The sequence below is a fragment of the Pseudidiomarina sp. genome (assembly GCF_033722695.1).
In the GTDB taxonomy this organism is placed as follows: domain Bacteria; phylum Pseudomonadota; class Gammaproteobacteria; order Enterobacterales; family Alteromonadaceae; genus Pseudidiomarina.
This window is the reverse complement of record NZ_JAWVYM010000014.1, coordinates 1-15,938: the sequence shown is the minus strand read 5'-3', so window position 1 is coordinate 15,938 and position 15,938 is coordinate 1. Positions and strand designations below refer to the sequence as shown.

The following is a 15,938-nucleotide window of genomic DNA, read 5'->3' as shown; positions in this document are numbered from 1 at the left end:
TAAGGAGAAGTTGATGGTTAGTTCCATGCTACGACAAGTGGGCCTCGCAGCCTTGATAACCGCGGTAAGTATGCCGCTCATAGCACGCGAGATCACTTTAGAAGAAACCGTAACCATAAAATCTGTCAACAGCGCAGCGCTGGCACCGAGCGCACAGCTTGCTGCCTTTACCCGGGTCAATCCCCGTCAACCTTACCAGGATGACGACGGTAGCCCTTATGTAGAGCTCTTTACCGTGCGCGGTGAGAGCGAGCCGGTACCCTTTGTGACCGGCAAGGAGCAAATCGGCTCGGTAACCGTAAGCCCAGACGGCAACAACATTTATTTTCTGAGCAAGCGCGGTGACGACAAACACACCAGCCTGTATCGCATCGCGACTACCGGTGGCGAAGCACAGAAAGTACTGACCCACGACGTCTCGATTGCCAGCTACTCGATCAGCGGTGACGGTCGCTACATCGCGTTCCGCGCGAAAAGCAAGGCCGATGCCAACGAAGAGAAGCTAAAGAAAAAAGGCTTTAAGGCCGAAATCTACGAAGAACAGCTGGAATTTACCCATGTCTGGTTGTGGGATACCCAAGCCGAAGATGCGAAGCCGCAGCAGTTAACCAGCGACGTGCAGATCTGGTCAGCGGAATTCCGGCCACAGCACGAGCAACTGCTGGTGCGCACTGCGCCTACCCCGCTGGTTGACGATAATTACATGAGCAGCCAGTATCGTTTGATCGATTTCTCCGGCGCCCCGGTTTCTGACTTCGAGTCAGAAGGCAAACTGGGCGATGCCCGCTTTTCACCGGATGGCCGCTATCTGGCAGTGATCGGTGCGGCAGACTACAACGACCCGTCAGCGGGCCGTCTCTATGTTTACGACACCGAGAAAGACAATGCGCGTACCGAGGTGCTGCCAGACTATCAGGGGCACGTGAAAGATATCGCCTGGCGTCGTAACGATGAAGTGATCTGGCTTGGCCATCGTGGTACCACCTCGGAAGTTCAGGCGCTGACCATGCAATGGCTGGAAAGCCGTCAGCTTTTGGCTCCTGGCATTGCCGTTGTGGTTGATGTTGAAGCAGTGCCGGGCCAGAGTGACGTGCTCGTGCGCGCGCACAAGCCAGAACACCCTACTGAGCTGTTCCGTCTGCAGAACCAGACGCTAATCCGCTTAACCGATTCCAACCCCTGGCTGGCGGACATCACCATGCCGCGGCAGGAGAGCATCACGTATAAAGCCCGGGATGGTTTAGAGTTAGAAGGAATCGTTGTTTACCCGACGGATTACCAGAGCGGGCAGAGCTACCCGTTAATCATGGTCGTACACGGTGGCCCTGAGTCGCATTACAGCAACGGCTGGCTGGATCGCTACGCAAGCCCGGCTAAGTACGCCGCCCAACGTGGCTACGCGCTGTTCTTCCCGAACTATCGCGGCAGCACGGGCCGCGGAGTTGAATTCTCCAAGTTGGGCCAGAACGATTACGCCGGCAAGGAATTCGACGATCTGGTCGATGGTAAGAACTATCTGGTTGAAACTGGCCTGGCCGATGACGCGAAAATTGGTATCACCGGTGGTTCTTACGGTGGCTTTGCTTCAGCCTGGGCCGCCACGGCGCTGACTGAGCATTTTGATGCCAGCGTGATGTCAGTGGGTATCAGCGATAATATTTCTAAGTTCGGCACCACCGATATCGCCAAAGAAATGCACGCTGTTCACGCCCGCAGCTACCCCTGGGACAAATGGCAGTGGTACCTGGAGCGCAGCCCGATTTACCATGCTGAGAAAGCCCGCACCCCGCTGCTAATTCTGCACGGTAAAGAAGATACCCGGGTGCATCCGAGCCAGTCGATGGAGATGTATCGCTATCTGAAAACCCACGACAAGGTTCCGGTGCGTCTAGTACTGTATCCGGGCGAAGGTCATGGTAACCGCAAGGCAGCGGCACAGCTGGATTACAGTATGCGGCTGATGCGCTGGATGGAGCACTTCCTGGTGGAAGGCGGCACCGAAGCACCGCCTCACGAATTACCCCACGCAGAGAAGCTGTAAACGGAGATTAAAGCTGAGGACCGGCAGCGACTAAGGATTTTCCTTCGTCGTTGTCGGTAAACTTCTCAAAGTTAGCCACAAAACGGCGCGCCAGATCCTGCGCCTTCACATCCCAGTCCTGCTCGTTGTCATAAGTATTACGCGGGTCCAGAATATGTTGTTCATCCACACCATTCAGTGACGTTGGCACCGCCAGATTAAAGTATGGCAGGTTAATAAACTCTGCGTCTTCAATGCTGCCATCCAGAATGGCGTCGATGATAGCGCGGGTGGCCTTGATCGAAATCCGCTTACCGGTACCGTTCCAGCCCGTGTTGACCAGATAGGCTTCAGCGCCGGCGGCTTCCATTCGCTTGACCAGCACTTCAGCGTACTGGGTTGGGTGCAGACTCAGAAACGCTGCGCCAAAACAGCTTGAAAAAGTCGGCGTCGGGGCAGTAATGCCGCGCTCTGTACCGGCCAGTTTGGCGGTGAAGCCAGACAGGAAGTGGTACTTCGTCTGTTCTTTCGTCAGCTTGGATACCGGCGGCAAAACACCAAATGCATCTGCGGTCAGGAAGATCACTTTCTTCGCGTGGCCTGCTTTAGATACCGGCTTGACGATATTATCGATGTGATAAATAGGATAAGAGACCCGGGTATTTTCAGTTTTTGAACCATCGTTAAAGTCGATAGTGCCGTCAGCGCGCACGGTGACGTTTTCCAGCAGCGCATCACGACGAATGGCGTGGTAGATGTCAGGCTCGGCTTCCTTCGACAGATTGATGGTTTTGGCGTAGCAGCCGCCTTCAAAGTTAAACACGCCATCGTCATCCCAGCCGTGCTCGTCGTCACCGATCAGCTCGCGCTTCGGATCCGTCGACAGGGTGGTTTTACCGGTGCCGGACAAACCAAAGAAAATAGCCACATCGCCCTGCTCGCCGACGTTGGCCGAGCAGTGCATTGAAGCAATACCTTTAAGCGGTAAAAAGTAGTTCATCATCGAGAACATACCTTTTTTCATTTCGCCGCCGTACCAGGTACCGCCAATCAGCTGAATCCGCTCGGTCAGGTTAAAAGCCACGAAGTTTTCAGAGTTCAGGCCGTGTTCCTGCCATTTGTCGTTGATGCATTTGGCCCCATTCATGACCACAAAGTCTGGTTTAAAGGTTTTTAGCTCTTCAGCGGTCGGGCGGATGAACATGTTTTTAACGAAATGAGCCTGCCATGCAACCTCAGTAATAAAGCGCACCGACAAGCGGGTGTCTTCGTTGGCGCCACAGTAGGTATCGACCACAAACAAGCGCTTGCCAGATAACTGGGTGGTTACTGTGTCTTTTAAATCAGCCCAGACTTCCTGCGAAATCGGCTTGTTATCATTTTTGCCCTGATCAGCCCACCACAAGGTGTCACGGGTGGTGTCGTCACGCACAATGTATTTATCTTTCGGCGAACGGCCGGTAAAAATACCGGTGTCTACTGCCACTGCGCCGAGGTTCGTCACCACGCCTTTTTCGTAACCCACCAAGTCACTGCGGGTTTCCTCTTCGAACAGCTGGTCATACGAAGGATTGTGAACGATTTCGTTGACGTCTGTTATGCCGTAGCGGCTTAAATCCAGATCAGTCATTGGTGAGCTCCTGCGGGTCTGATCAAAGCAAAATATAAATAGGAAATTTTGGGGCGCGATTCTAACCCTAAAACGCAAAAAATAATAGTCTGCCAGAGGTTATATCCGTGCTGTACAGCTATTTTCTCGCCACTTTGGCAGTCAGCGCGTCAGCGACCCGTTGATCAGTAAACTGTCGGACGTCTCCGTGATGAAGGGCGACTTCCTTCACTAAGGTAGAGGAAATAAAGGAATTTTCTTCTGAAGGCGTGAGAAATACACTTTCGAGTTGCGGATATAACCGGCGGTTCATATTGGCCAACTGAAACTCGTATTCAAAATCTGACACCGCCCGCAGACCGCGGATCAGCACCGTTGCCTGGTGCTCTTTGGCAAAATCGACCAGCAGCCCACTGAAGCCCACCACAGTCACATTGTCGATATCTGCGGTAACCTTGCGCACCAGCTCTACCCGTTCGTCCAGGTCAAACAACGGATTTTTACTGGGGCTTTTTGCCACGCCGACTACAATTTCACTGAACAGGCTGGCGGCGCGTTCAATCAGTTCGGCATGACCGTTGGTAATGGGATCAAAAGTCCCGGGATAAATGGCACGTCTGTGCATGATTTTCTCCAACCTCTTAATTGAGGATGTGCAGTACCCTGCTGATCAGTTAAACTATAAGGTATTAATGAAACGGAGAATTACATGAACAACGATTTTTATCAACAACTCGAGAGTCAACTGGCTGAGCTAAAAGAAGAAGGCCTGTATAAGCACGAACGCATTATTGAAAGCGATCAAAGCTCTGAAATCGTGGTCGATAACGGTAAATCCGTACTGAACTTCTGCGCCAACAACTATCTTGGCCTGGCTAATCATCCTGAACTGATTAAAGCAGCCAAAAAAGGCCTGGATGAGCACGGCTTTGGTACCGCCTCGGTGCGGTTCATCTGTGGTACGCAGGATATCCATAAAACCCTTGAGCGTAAGCTGAGTGAGTTCCTGGGTACTGAAGATACGATTCTTTATTCGTCTGCCTTTGATGCGAACGGCGGCCTGTTCGAAACCCTGCTGGGGCCTGAAGATGCAGTTATCAGCGACGAACTGAACCATGCCAGTATTATCGACGGTATCCGCTTATGCAAAGCCAAGCGCTACCGTTATCAGAACAACAACATGGGCGACCTGGAGTCGCAGCTGAAACAGGCCAAAGTCGATGGCGCCCGTAATATTCTGATTGCGACCGACGGCGTGTTCTCCATGGATGGCGTGATTGCCGATCTCAAAAGCATCTGTGACCTGGCCGATGAATACGGCGCCCTGGTTATGGTTGATGACTGCCACGCGACCGGCTTTCTTGGCGAGAAAGGTCGGGGTACCCACGAGTACTGCGACGTAATGGGTCGCGTTGATATTCTGACTGGCACCCTGGGTAAGGCCCTGGGCGGTGCTTCCGGCGGTTACACCTCGGGTAAAAAAGAAGTGATCGACTGGCTGCGCCAGCGCTCGCGTCCTTATTTATTCTCAAATTCCGTATCCCCATCGATCGTTCAGGCATCCATTCACGTATTGGATATGCTTGAAAGCGGCGACAAGCTGCGTAACCAGCTGTGGGAAAACGTTAAACACTTCCGTAGCGAAATGACCAAAGCCGGGTTTAATCTGTGCGGTGCTGATCATGCCATTATTCCGGTCATGTTGTGCGACGCACGGGTTGCTGCCGAAATGGCCGAGCGGCTGTTAAAAGAAGGCATTTATGTGGTGGCCTTCTCGTTCCCGGTGGTACCACGTGGCAAAGCACGGATTCGTACGCAGATGTCAGCGGGCCATACCCGCGAGCAGCTGGACAAAGCAATTGAAGCCTTTACCCGTATCGGTAAAGAACTCGACATTATTTAACTGCGGAGGTTATGAATGAAAGCACTGGCTAAACTCCATGCCGAACCCGGCATCTGGATGACCGATGCACAGAAGCCTGACTATGGCTATAACGACCTGCGCATCCGCATCAAAAAGACCGCTATCTGCGGTACCGATGTGCACATTTATAAGTGGGATGAATGGTCTCAGAAGACCATTCCTGTACCCATGGTGGTCGGCCATGAATACGTCGGTGTAGTGGAAGCTATGGGCGACGGTGTGCGTGGCTTCAATGTTGGTGACCGCGTTTCGGGTGAAGGCCATATCACCTGTGGTCATTGCCGTAACTGCCGTGCTGGCCGTCGCCATCTGTGCCGCAATACCGTCGGTGTTGGCGTGAACCGCCCCGGTGCCTTCGCTGAGTATCTGGTGATCCCGGCTGACAATGCCTTCAAACTACCCGACGACATCAGTGATGAACTGGCGGCGATTTTTGACCCTTTCGGTAATGCCGTGCATACCGCCCTGGCCTTTGACCTGGTCGGCGAAGATGTCCTCATTACCGGTGCCGGCCCTATAGGCATCATGGCAGCGGCCGTTGCCCGTCATGTGGGCGCCCGCCATGTGGTGATTACCGATGTGAACGAATACCGGCTGGACCTGGCAAAAACCATGGGCGCTACCCGCACCGTGGATGTCAGCAAAGAGAACCTCAAAGACGTTATGACCGAACTGGGCATGAAAGAAGGCTTTGATGTCGGCCTGGAGATGTCCGGCGTACCCTCAGCCCTGCGGCAGATGCTGGATACTATGAACCATGGCGGCAAAATTGCCATGCTGGGTATTCCACCACAGGACGTTGCCATTGACTGGAACAAAGTGATTTTCAAAGGCCTGGTTATCAAAGGTATCTACGGCCGGGAAATGTTCGAAACCTGGTATAAGATGGCCGCTTTGCTGCAATCAGGGCTGGATCTGTCACCGATTCTGACCCATGAATTGCCGGTAGATGACTTCCAGAAGGGCTTTGATATTATGAGCTCCGGGCAATCCGGAAAAGTTATACTGAACTGGGAGTAAGCTTGGCTATGGCAGCATTTACGCGGATCAATACAGAAACAGCACACGAGCTTTGGCAGCAGGGGCAGGCCCGCTTTGCCGATATTCGTGACGCCCGCTCCTATGCTGCCGGGCACATTCCCGGCGCGGTGCATCTGACGGATGCCACCCTGGCCGGTTTTCTACAGGAACTCGAAGACGATCAACCCGTGGTGGTGGTCTGCTACCACGGCAACAGTAGTCAAGGCGCTGCCGATTACCTGACCCATCAGGGGCTTGAAACCGTCAGCAGCCTGGATGGCGGTTTTACCGCCTGGGGCCAGCAATTTCCGGACGCCGTGGAGTCAAGCTAAATGAAGAAACTACTGACCACCCGTGACGCAGATATGATGGGCCGGTTGCACCGCTTTCTCCGGCAACAGGGCGTTCCGGTCACGGTCAGTGAGCATGGTAACCAGTTGGAGCTGTGGCTGACGCAATCCAGCTACCTGGCCCATGCAAAGGACCTTATCCAACAGTTTAAAACCGATCCTGAGGCGGCTGAAAATGAAAGCAGCGCCGATGGCAATCGCCCTGAACCTGCATCGGATTCGCCGCTGAAAAAAGTCCTGCGTCAGGGCGGTTGGTTTACCGCGATATACGCCGGCGCAGTATTACTGGTGTTTGTACTGCTGCTGATTCCAACCAGCGCTGAGGCCATATTTAACACCCTGCGAATAAGTGACTCCTGGGATGAATTACCCCTGAGCCAGCCGTGGCGTCTGCTGACTCCGGCGCTACTGCATTTCAGCCTGCTCCATCTGGTATTTAACCTGTTCTGGTGGTGGTATTTAGGCGGCCGCTTTGAGCGTCTTTATGGCACCACCTGGCTGATCCTGGCCTTTGTGTTCTGTGCGCTGGCTTCGAACATTTCTCAGTTTTACATGGGCGGCCCCTATTTTGGCGGTCTGTCGGGTGTGGTTTATGGCCTGTTCGGCGTTGCTGTGGTGGTTGCCTGGCAACGGCCTACCCACCCGCTGTTTCTGCCGCCGGGCCTGATCGGCTTTATGCTGATCTGGCTGATCCTGGGCTACACAGATCTGCTCTGGATTAATGTCGCCAATACCGCCCACACCGCTGGCCTGATCAGCGGCCTGGTGCTGGGTGGGGTGCTGCGCTGGCTGAGCGAGCGCTCGCGCACGGCGCGCTAAGCAGCGATGTCGCCCTCCGATACCCCCTGGCAAAGCGCCGATATGGCCCGCACGGCTATTCCCACGGCGGCCCGTGACTGGCTGCTCGATCCGGATTCGTTAACCGCGAAACTGAAACGTCATTGTCAGACGTTCCGGGTGCAGCTGTTGCGTCAGCAGGATGCGCCGGTAACTACCGACGAGGCGCGCTGGCTGGGTAATCCCCCGGCGACCACCGTGCGCGAGGTCATTTTGTGGTGCGATGAGCAACCCTGGGTATTTGCCCGCAGCGTGTTTGCTCATGCTGACCCAGACGGGCAGCTGCAGCTTGACCGTCTGGGTACGCGGCCGCTGGGCGAGCATCTGTTTTCGCAGCCGGATTTGCAGCGCAGTGCAATTGAGGTCGCCGCTTTTGAACCGGACACACCCGTCGGTGAACTCCATCAGCAACTGGGCTTCAGTTCGCAGCAGCTGTGGGGCCGCCGCAGTTGCTTTACCGCCGCCGGGCAGGCCATTCTGGTGGCCGAAGTTTTTATTGGCGCGACACCATTTTATCAGGAGATCGCTCATGCACCCTTCCGCGACCACACGCTTTAACGCCTACTGGCGCCTGATGCGCGCCGACCGCCCGATCGGCAGCCTGCTGCTGGGCTGGCCAACCCTGGCCGCACTGCTTATCGCTGGTACTGGCTCACCGCCGCTCAAAGTCGTGGTGTTGTTTATGCTGGGCGTATTTGTGATGCGATCGGCCGGCTGTGTCATCAATGATTTCGCCGATCGGCACATTGACGGGCACGTAACCCGCACCAGCATGCGGCCATTGGCTGCCGGCGAACTGCGGCCGTGGCACGCGATGTTGTTATTCGCACTGTTACTGGCGATTGCGTTTTTTATTCTGATCCAGTTTAACCGCGAAACCATTCTGCTGGGGGTTGCCGCCGCTGGCGTGGCGGTGCTTTATCCGTTCTGTAAGCGCTTCACGAACCTGCCTCAGGTGGTACTGGGGATTGCTTTTAGTTTTGGTATCCTGATGGCCTTTACCGCACTTGACCAGGGCCTGTCACTAGCGGCCTGGGTACTGTTTGCCGCTAATATTACCTGGACTGTCGCCTATGACACCGAATACGCCATGACTGACCGGGAAGACGACTTGCGGATTGGCGTAAAATCGACCGCCATTCTGTTCGGCGGCTATGACCGCATCGCCATTGCGTTGCTTCAGTTGGTGACTCTGGGCTTACTGTTCTGGCTGGGACAACTGCTTGAGTTTGGTCTGCTGTATCAGGCGGCGCTGGTGATTATTGCCTTACTCTTTGTCTGGCAGCAGCGGTTGATTTGGTGGCGCGAGCCGCAGCGTTGCCTGCAGGCATTTCTGCATAACAATTATGTCGGATTAGTACTGGCGGCCGCGGTGGCCGCCGAGTTCTGGTTCTAAAGTATGGTTCTAAGTTCTGGGGTTCTAATCGTCCTGGATAAGCTGCTGGACTGACTGGCGGATGGTTTGCAGTACCGCCGGCTCCAGCAGGGTATCGATGGAGTCACTGAAATGGCCAACCCGTTCATCGGCAATCAGCTGTCCGTCCTCGTCCACGCCGATATAATCCTCGCGTTTCAGCGTGCCGATGACATTGGCCAGTACCTTTTTGTCGAAAAACTCCGGGGCATTAATGCCGTGCATAGCACTAAGCCGCTCGGCCAGTGCTACTGCATGACGTTCCAGATCCCCGCGACCAATAGGTTGCATCTGCTGCAGTAATTCAAGCACCACAGCATAGCGCTGCAGGGTTTCAGCGGCGCTGCGTGCCAGCAGCTGTAACTGAAAGAACTTATGGCTGTCGCGGGCAGCAGCCCGGTAGCAGTCTTCACCTTCAGTTTCGTGGATCAGACCCAACTCAGCATATTCTTCCAGCAAGGCTTCTACCCACGGCGCCATGCGCTCACGCGAATGACTGACGAAAAGCTCATCCTGCAATAGTGGATGCAAGGCTTCCAGCAGGTTCACCACTGTACTGGCTTTGAACTCATAATGCGCACTGGCAACTGCCGCCACGATAGCCGGTACTATAACCATATGCATGATGTTATTACGGTAATAAGTCATGGCAATGGCGGTGGTGCCATCAACGCGGATAAGTTCGCCCATGCTATCGTCAACAACGGTGAACTTATCGTGACGCTGGGCCAGCTGCCATAGCTCTTCACCACTTTGCTCAGGCACGTAGGCATCGCTGCTGTACGGTACGCTGCGCATAATACGGGTATAGAGGTCCAACTGACTGACCAGTTCTTCACGGGTCAGCGCATGCTGCTCGGAACTCAGCAGCGCCAGTGACGTCAGGTTAATACTGTTAAAGGCAGCGGCATCGTTGATACGTTGCATGATTTCTTCCGCCAGCAGGTTTACCGTTGGCGTCAGCCACTTCGGCCGCGACGGCTCTTCAGCGCCGGTAGTGGTTGACTCGTGCCAGTCAGGCTGCAGCCGATCCAGGGCCTTAGTGAGGTTGATCGGCTGACCAAAGGTCACATAGCCTTCACCAAAGTTGCGCAGATGCCGCAAGCTGGTGAGCACCTTAAACACTGACTCTTTTTCTTTAGACTTGCCTTTGAGCTCTTTTAAGTAAGTGTTCACTTCCATTACATGCTCATAGCCAAGGTAGACAGGTACGATGGAGACCGGCCGTTGCTGGCCTCGCAGCATGCCCTGCACGGTCATGGCGACCATACCGGTTTTCGGCGGCAGTAAGCGACCTGTGCGGCTGCGCCCGCCTTCGGTGAAATACTCAACCGGGTAGCCTTTCTGAAACAGCCGGTTCAGGTACTCGCGAAATACCGCTGAATACAGCTTATTACCTTTGAAGCTGCGGCGGATAAAAAACGCACCGCCGCGCCGGAATAAAGGCCCTGCCGGGAAAAAGTCCAGGTTCACGCCGGCAGCGATATGGGGGGGGACCAGGCCCTCTTTATAAATGACGTAACTTAATAACAGGTAATCCATGTGGCTGCGATGGCAGGGCACATAAATCACCTCATGACCGGCCTGTGCCAGCGCGCGGATGCGCTCGCCGCCTTCAACATGAATGCCATTATAGATGCGACTCCACAGCCAACCCATGAAGCGATCCAGCATGCGCACCAGGGTTTCACTATAACTGGCAGCAATCTCGTCCAGGTATTTGTGGGCAGTCTTACGAGCCTGCTCTTCAGATATTTTTTTGCTGCGTGCTTCGTCTCGGATGGCTTTTTTCAGTGCAGCCGTTTCCAGCAGCGACTGAATAACCAGTTCTCGTTCAGTAATTTTGGGCCCGGCAACAGCATGGCGCAGCCGCACAAAATGTACCCGCGCAACGCGCGCCAGTTTATGTGCCATCCGGCGATCGGCGCCGTCTTTGCTGACCACTTCGCGGATACTCAGCGGACGGCTGCCACGCACCAAGATATGCCGACCGGAAAACAACACCAGCCAGAACTTGCGCCAGCGCCCGGGATTCTCGAGATCAGCCACCATAGTATGGCCTTCACGGCGCTCCTGGCCGGCTTTCCGCCCCCAGAATAAGCCGATTGGTATGACCTTTACATCCAGGCTGCTATCCTGCTGATGATTTTTCAACAGCGACAGAAATTCATCAATGGCGACTTCACTGGAAGGTCGCCCGACGCGTTCCAGATAAAGCGTCCGCGCGTGCTCTACACCGTTAAGCAACAATGGCTCGCGCGGATCCGGCAGATCGGCGCCGCGCAGCGCCCGCCGGGCCACCAAGAGATCAGTGACCGAGGTTGAGCGCATTACATACACGACTTGCTCGGCTCCCTTCAGAGCCTCCGCATCTTTATCCAGTATGACTTCAAAGCGGGTGAACCAGCGCACCGGCCAGTACAGAACCTTAAGCCAAAAGCCTCGAAAACTCATTCAAACCTCTCACCGAGTACGGATACTGAAAGCATAACATTTATCGGGCACAGCTGAAGCCAGAAAAAAAATTTCATAAAAAACATTGCGAAACAAAAACACCTGTATATACTCACAGTATCACTGTATAGATAAACAGGTATCAACATGCGTCCATTAACACCACGTCAGCAAGAAATCCTGACGTTGATTAAAGATACAATCGATGCGACGGGCATGCCACCCACACGCGCCGAAATTGCTCAGCGGCTTGGCTTTAAATCAGCCAACTCGGCCGAAGAGCATCTGAAAGCGCTGGCGAAAAAAGGCGCCATCGAAATGCTGCCGGGCATGTCCCGCGGCCTGCGCTTGCTTGGTACCGAAGAAGAAGATGTGCCCATGGGCCTGCCACTTATCGGCCAGGTTGCTGCCGGCGAGCCGATTCTCGCACAACAACATATTGAGAGTCATTATCGGGTTGACGAAAACTTGTTTCGTCCCCACGCCGACTTCCTGCTACGAGTTAGCGGTATGAGTATGAAAGACATCGGCATTCTTGACGGCGATTTACTGGCGGTACACAAAACTCAGGAAGCCCGTAACGGCCAGATCATCGTGGCCCGGGTAGATGAGGATGTCACCGTCAAGCGCTTTGAGCGCAAAGGCAATATGATTATATTACACCCGGAAAATGACGAGTTTTCTCCCATTCAGGTCGATCTGACCCAACAGTTTTTCACCATCGAAGGTTTAGCTGTTGGCGTTATTCGCAATGGAGCATGGTTATGAGACACAATTATCAACAACACCCTGAAAACGTTTTCGCGGACTCCCTGACCTGCGGTGCCGAAATAGAGATTGGTAATGCACGTTTTGCTGAAGCCCTGCCGCGCCTGCAGTCCCTGGCGTTGCGCACCTCTGAGTGGGTCACGGTCATCGGCGGCTCCCGCGATATTATCGCCCGGCTGGTTGCAGCTGGCGTCAGCCGCACACGTATTCGCTGGGTTAGCGGGCGGGATCAGGATCATCGCGAATGGGCGACCGAGCAAGCGCTGCTGGCCGGCACCAGCAGTGTGGTACTGAGTTTTCTGGACGATATCGCGCCGCGTATGCAGCAACGTTTAAAAATGGCCAGTAAGGTCAGTCATACCCACAGTTTCGTTTTTAACGAATTGCCTTCATCTACCCCACTCCACTAAATCTGCGGTGAAGGCGAGTACCCCAGGGCTGCTTCGGCAGCCCTTTTTTATTCTGCAATTTTCAAATTTTATTAACTTTGGCGGTGGCTTTTTCAGCTACTCATGGTATTTTGTTTCAGCAGCTTACTGCTAACACAAAAACGATAATAACTAAAAACACATAACAACAAAGGGTTAGTAGGGAAAGCGATTTTCTACGAAATGCTGTTCCTTTTTCTGCTTACCTCGTTGTTCTTCAGGCTCGCACTTCGGTGTATTCGCGGTTAATCCCGCGTCGGAAGAATGAGAGGAGACGTCCCGTGAGAACGAGACTAATCACTGCACTGTCAGCAAGCATGCCGTTTGTTGCCAGCGCGCAATCGCAGTTTAACCTGACTCAGGGTGTAACCGAGGTCAGTAACCGCGTATACGACCTGCACATGACCATCTTTTATATTTGCTGTGTCATTGGTGTAGTCGTCTTTGGTGCCATGTTCTGGTCCATTGTTCGCCATCGCAAATCAAAAGGCCGCAAGCCCGCAACCTTCCACGAGAATATTCAGGTGGAAATTATCTGGACTGTGGTGCCCTTTTTGATCCTTATCGGTATGGCTATTCCCGCAACCTCTACGCTTATCGCGATGGAGGATGTCAGCGAATCCGAAGTAACCGTTCTGGTTACGGGTTCGCAGTGGAAATGGCACTATAAGTATTTTGACCGCGACGTCGAATACTATAGTTTACTTGCCACCCGCCAGGATCAGATCAATAACAAACTCGAAAAAGGTGAAAACTACCTGCTGGAAGTTGACCGCCCGCTGGTCATCCCGACTGGCAAGAAAGTTCGCTTCCTGATCACTTCGGATGATGTTATCCATTCGTGGTGGGTTCCCGCTTTTGCCATCAAGAAAGATGCTAATCCCGGCTTTATTAACGAAACCTGGACCCGTGTCGATGAGCCCGGTATCTATCGCGGTCAGTGTGCTGAGCTTTGCGGTAAAGATCACGGCTTCATGCCGGTGGTGGTCATCGCCAAAGAACCTGCCGAGTATGAGAAGTGGATCACCGAGCAGGAGCAGCAGCAACGCGAAGCCAAGCAACGCGAGCAGGAACTGCTGAGCATGCAGATGAGCAAAGACGAGCTGATGGAGCTGGGTGAGAAAATCTACCTCGGCAACTGCGCTGCTTGCCATCAGGCTAATGGCCAGGGCGTTCCCGGTGTATTCCCGGGCCTTAAAGGCACCGACATGGTCATGAATGACATCCAGGGACACATCGATATCGTGGTCAATGGTAAGTCAGGCACAGCGATGCAGGCTTTTGGCAATCAGCTCACCATGAGCGAACTGGCTGCGGTTATTACCTATGAGCGTAATGCCTGGGGTAATGATACCGGCGACCTGATTCAGGCCGCTGATATTAACGAATTTATGAACGAATAAGGGAGACCCGACTATGAGTTATGCTGCTGGCGAGGCTGATCACAACGATCATCACCACCACGCGCCGTCGGGTATCACCCGGTGGCTGTTTACAACCAACCACAAAGACATAGGTTCTTTGTATCTGTGGTTCAGCTTCATTATGTTCCTGGTCGGCGGGGCGATGGCGATGGTTATTCGCGCCGAGCTATTCCAGCCAGGTCTGCAATTAGTTGATCCGCATTTCTTCAATCAGATGACCACAGTCCACGGCCTGATCATGGTATTTGGTGCGGTTATGCCTGCCTTTACCGGTCTGGCCAACTGGATGATACCGATGATGATTGGCGCGCCGGATATGGCGCTACCGCGAATGAATAACTGGAGCTTCTGGATCCTGCCGTTCGCCTTTGCCATTCTGTTAGGTTCACTGTTTATGGAAGGCGGCGGCCCGGCCTTTGGCTGGACCTTCTATGCACCTTTATCGACCACCTACAGCAGTGATTCAACCGCGCTGTTCGTGTTCTCGGTGCATATTATGGGTATCTCATCGATAATGGGGGCGATAAACGTCATCGTCACCATCATGAACATGCGTGCGCCTGACATGACCTACATGAAGATGCCGCTGTTCGTCTGGTCCTGGTTTATTACCGCCTTCCTGCTAATTGCTGTTATGCCGGTACTGGCCGGAGCGGTGACCATGGTGCTCACGGATAAATACTTCGGCACCAGCTTCTTTGATGCCGCAGGTGGCGGTGACCCGGTCATGTTCCAGCACATTTTCTGGTTCTTCGGGCATCCTGAGGTCTATATCATGATCCTGCCGGCGTTCGGCATCGTGTCAGCAATCATTCCGGCGTTCTCACGAAAACCGCTGTTCGGTTATGCCTCAATGGTGTACGCCACCGGTGCTATCGCGGGGCTGTCATTCCTGGTATGGGCCCACCACATGTTCACCACGGGTATGCCGGTGGCCGCAGAACTCTTCTTTATGTACTGCACCATGCTGATATCAGTACCAACCGGGGTGAAAGTCTTTAACTGGGTAGCCACTATGTGGCGCGGCGCGCTGAGCTTCGAAACACCGATGCTGTTCGCCCTGGCCTTCGTTATCCTGTTTACCATAGGTGGTTTCTCGGGTCTGATGCTGGCGATTACGCCGGTGGATTTCCAGTACCATGACACCTACTTCGTGGTCGCGCATTTCCACTACGTACTGGTAACCGGAGCCATCTTCTCGATCATGGCAGCGGCCTACTACTGGCTGCCGAAGTGGACCGGACACATGTATGACGAAACCCTGGGCCGCTGGCATTTCTGGCTGTCGCTGATTTCCGTCAACGTGCTGTTCTTCCCGATGCACTTTGCCGGCCTGGCTGGTATGCCACGGCGGATCCCGGATTACTCGCTACAGTTCGCTGATATCAACCAGATTGTCAGTATCGGTGGCTTTGCCTTCGGTCTGACCCAGCTACTGTTCCTGTACATCGTGATCAAGTGCGTACGCGGCGGCGAGAAAGCCGAAGCGAAACCATGGGATGGTGCTGAAGGTCTGGAGTGGACAGTGCCTTCTCCGGCTCCGTACCATACCTTTGACACACCACCAGAGGTGAAATAACCACGATGACCGATACCAATTCACGCCCGGATAATATGCGCATCGTTCGCCGGCTACTGTTTACGGTAGCCGGGATGTTTGCCTTCGGCTTTGCATTGGTTCCGTTATATG

At 53.9% G+C, this 15,938-nt stretch carries 14 protein-coding genes; 11 read left to right on the top strand and 3 right to left on the bottom strand.

Annotated features, from left to right (window positions below; all coding sequences use genetic code 11):
* The first annotated feature begins 13 nt into the window (after window positions 1-13).
* Window positions 14-2,041, top strand: coding sequence for a S9 family peptidase (locus tag R3196_RS06740; protein ID WP_318935995.1), 2,028 nt, complete (start codon window positions 14-16; stop codon window positions 2,039-2,041).
* A gap of 7 nt (window positions 2,042-2,048) precedes the next feature.
* Here R3196_RS06740 and pckA read toward each other — a convergent pair whose 3' ends face one another.
* Together pckA and coaD are read right to left on the bottom strand one after the other, a co-directional pair.
* Window positions 2,049-3,650 carry a phosphoenolpyruvate carboxykinase (ATP) gene (gene pckA / locus R3196_RS06735; protein ID WP_318935993.1) on the bottom strand — a complete coding sequence of 534 codons (1,602 nt, stop codon included), beginning with the start codon at window positions 3,648-3,650 and terminating at the stop codon, window positions 2,049-2,051.
* A gap of 118 nt (window positions 3,651-3,768) precedes the next feature.
* Window positions 3,769-4,254 carry a pantetheine-phosphate adenylyltransferase gene (gene coaD, locus R3196_RS06730; protein WP_318935992.1) on the bottom strand — a complete coding sequence of 162 codons (486 nt, stop codon included), beginning with the start codon at window positions 4,252-4,254 and terminating at the stop codon, window positions 3,769-3,771.
* An 84-nt stretch (window positions 4,255-4,338) separates the two neighbouring features.
* Here coaD and R3196_RS06725 point away from each other — a divergent pair, with 84 nt between their 5' ends.
* Genes R3196_RS06725 through ubiA form a run of 6 tightly spaced genes read left to right on the top strand, consistent with a single transcriptional unit; the run spans window position 4,339 to window position 9,156 of the window.
* Entirely contained in the window at window positions 4,339-5,532 is a 1,194-nt protein-coding gene (locus tag R3196_RS06725) for a glycine C-acetyltransferase (RefSeq protein ID WP_318935991.1), read from the top strand.
* 15 nt (window positions 5,533-5,547) lie between these two features.
* Window positions 5,548-6,573, top strand: coding sequence for an L-threonine 3-dehydrogenase (gene tdh, locus R3196_RS06720; RefSeq protein WP_318935989.1), 1,026 nt, complete (start codon window positions 5,548-5,550; stop codon window positions 6,571-6,573).
* An 8-nt stretch (window positions 6,574-6,581) separates the two neighbouring features.
* Window positions 6,582-6,905 (top strand): thiosulfate sulfurtransferase GlpE, encoded by a 324-nt coding sequence (gene glpE, locus R3196_RS06715; RefSeq protein WP_318935988.1) that lies wholly within the window; start codon window positions 6,582-6,584, stop codon window positions 6,903-6,905.
* Window positions 6,906-7,742: a rhomboid family intramembrane serine protease gene (locus R3196_RS06710; RefSeq protein ID WP_318935987.1), complete on the top strand. Its 837-nt coding sequence runs from the start codon at window positions 6,906-6,908 to the stop codon at window positions 7,740-7,742.
* A gap of 6 nt (window positions 7,743-7,748) precedes the next feature.
* Window positions 7,749-8,318: a chorismate--pyruvate lyase family protein gene (locus R3196_RS06705; RefSeq protein WP_318935986.1), complete on the top strand. Its 570-nt coding sequence runs from the start codon at window positions 7,749-7,751 to the stop codon at window positions 8,316-8,318.
* Window positions 8,290-9,156: a 4-hydroxybenzoate octaprenyltransferase gene (gene ubiA, locus R3196_RS06700; protein WP_318935985.1), complete on the top strand. Its 867-nt coding sequence runs from the start codon at window positions 8,290-8,292 to the stop codon at window positions 9,154-9,156. Before R3196_RS06705 ends, ubiA begins: the two co-directional genes overlap by 29 nt.
* Before the next feature lie 24 nt (window positions 9,157-9,180).
* Here the strand turns inward: ubiA and plsB are convergent, their stop codons facing one another.
* Window positions 9,181-11,628 carry a glycerol-3-phosphate 1-O-acyltransferase PlsB gene (gene plsB / locus R3196_RS06695; protein WP_318935984.1) on the bottom strand — a complete coding sequence of 816 codons (2,448 nt, stop codon included), beginning with the start codon at window positions 11,626-11,628 and terminating at the stop codon, window positions 9,181-9,183.
* Between the two features lie 147 nt (window positions 11,629-11,775).
* On the opposite strand from plsB, the gene lexA reads away from it, so the two are divergent.
* From lexA to ctaD, 4 genes are all read left to right on the top strand, one after another.
* Window positions 11,776-12,396 carry a transcriptional repressor LexA gene (gene lexA, locus R3196_RS06690; protein WP_318935983.1) on the top strand — a complete coding sequence of 207 codons (621 nt, stop codon included), beginning with the start codon at window positions 11,776-11,778 and terminating at the stop codon, window positions 12,394-12,396.
* Complete coding sequence (locus R3196_RS06685; protein WP_318935982.1) at window positions 12,393-12,806, top strand: hypothetical protein; 414 nt, start codon at window positions 12,393-12,395, stop codon at window positions 12,804-12,806. Before lexA ends, R3196_RS06685 begins: the two co-directional genes overlap by 4 nt.
* A 335-nt stretch (window positions 12,807-13,141) precedes the next feature.
* A complete protein-coding gene (coxB, locus tag R3196_RS06680; protein WP_318936048.1) occupies window positions 13,142-14,227 on the top strand; it encodes a cytochrome c oxidase subunit II in 1,086 nt (361 codons plus the stop codon).
* A 13-nt stretch (window positions 14,228-14,240) separates the two neighbouring features.
* Window positions 14,241-15,827, top strand: coding sequence for a cytochrome c oxidase subunit I (gene ctaD / locus R3196_RS06675; RefSeq protein WP_318935980.1), 1,587 nt, complete (start codon window positions 14,241-14,243; stop codon window positions 15,825-15,827).
* Window positions 15,828-15,938: the final 111 nt, after the last annotated feature.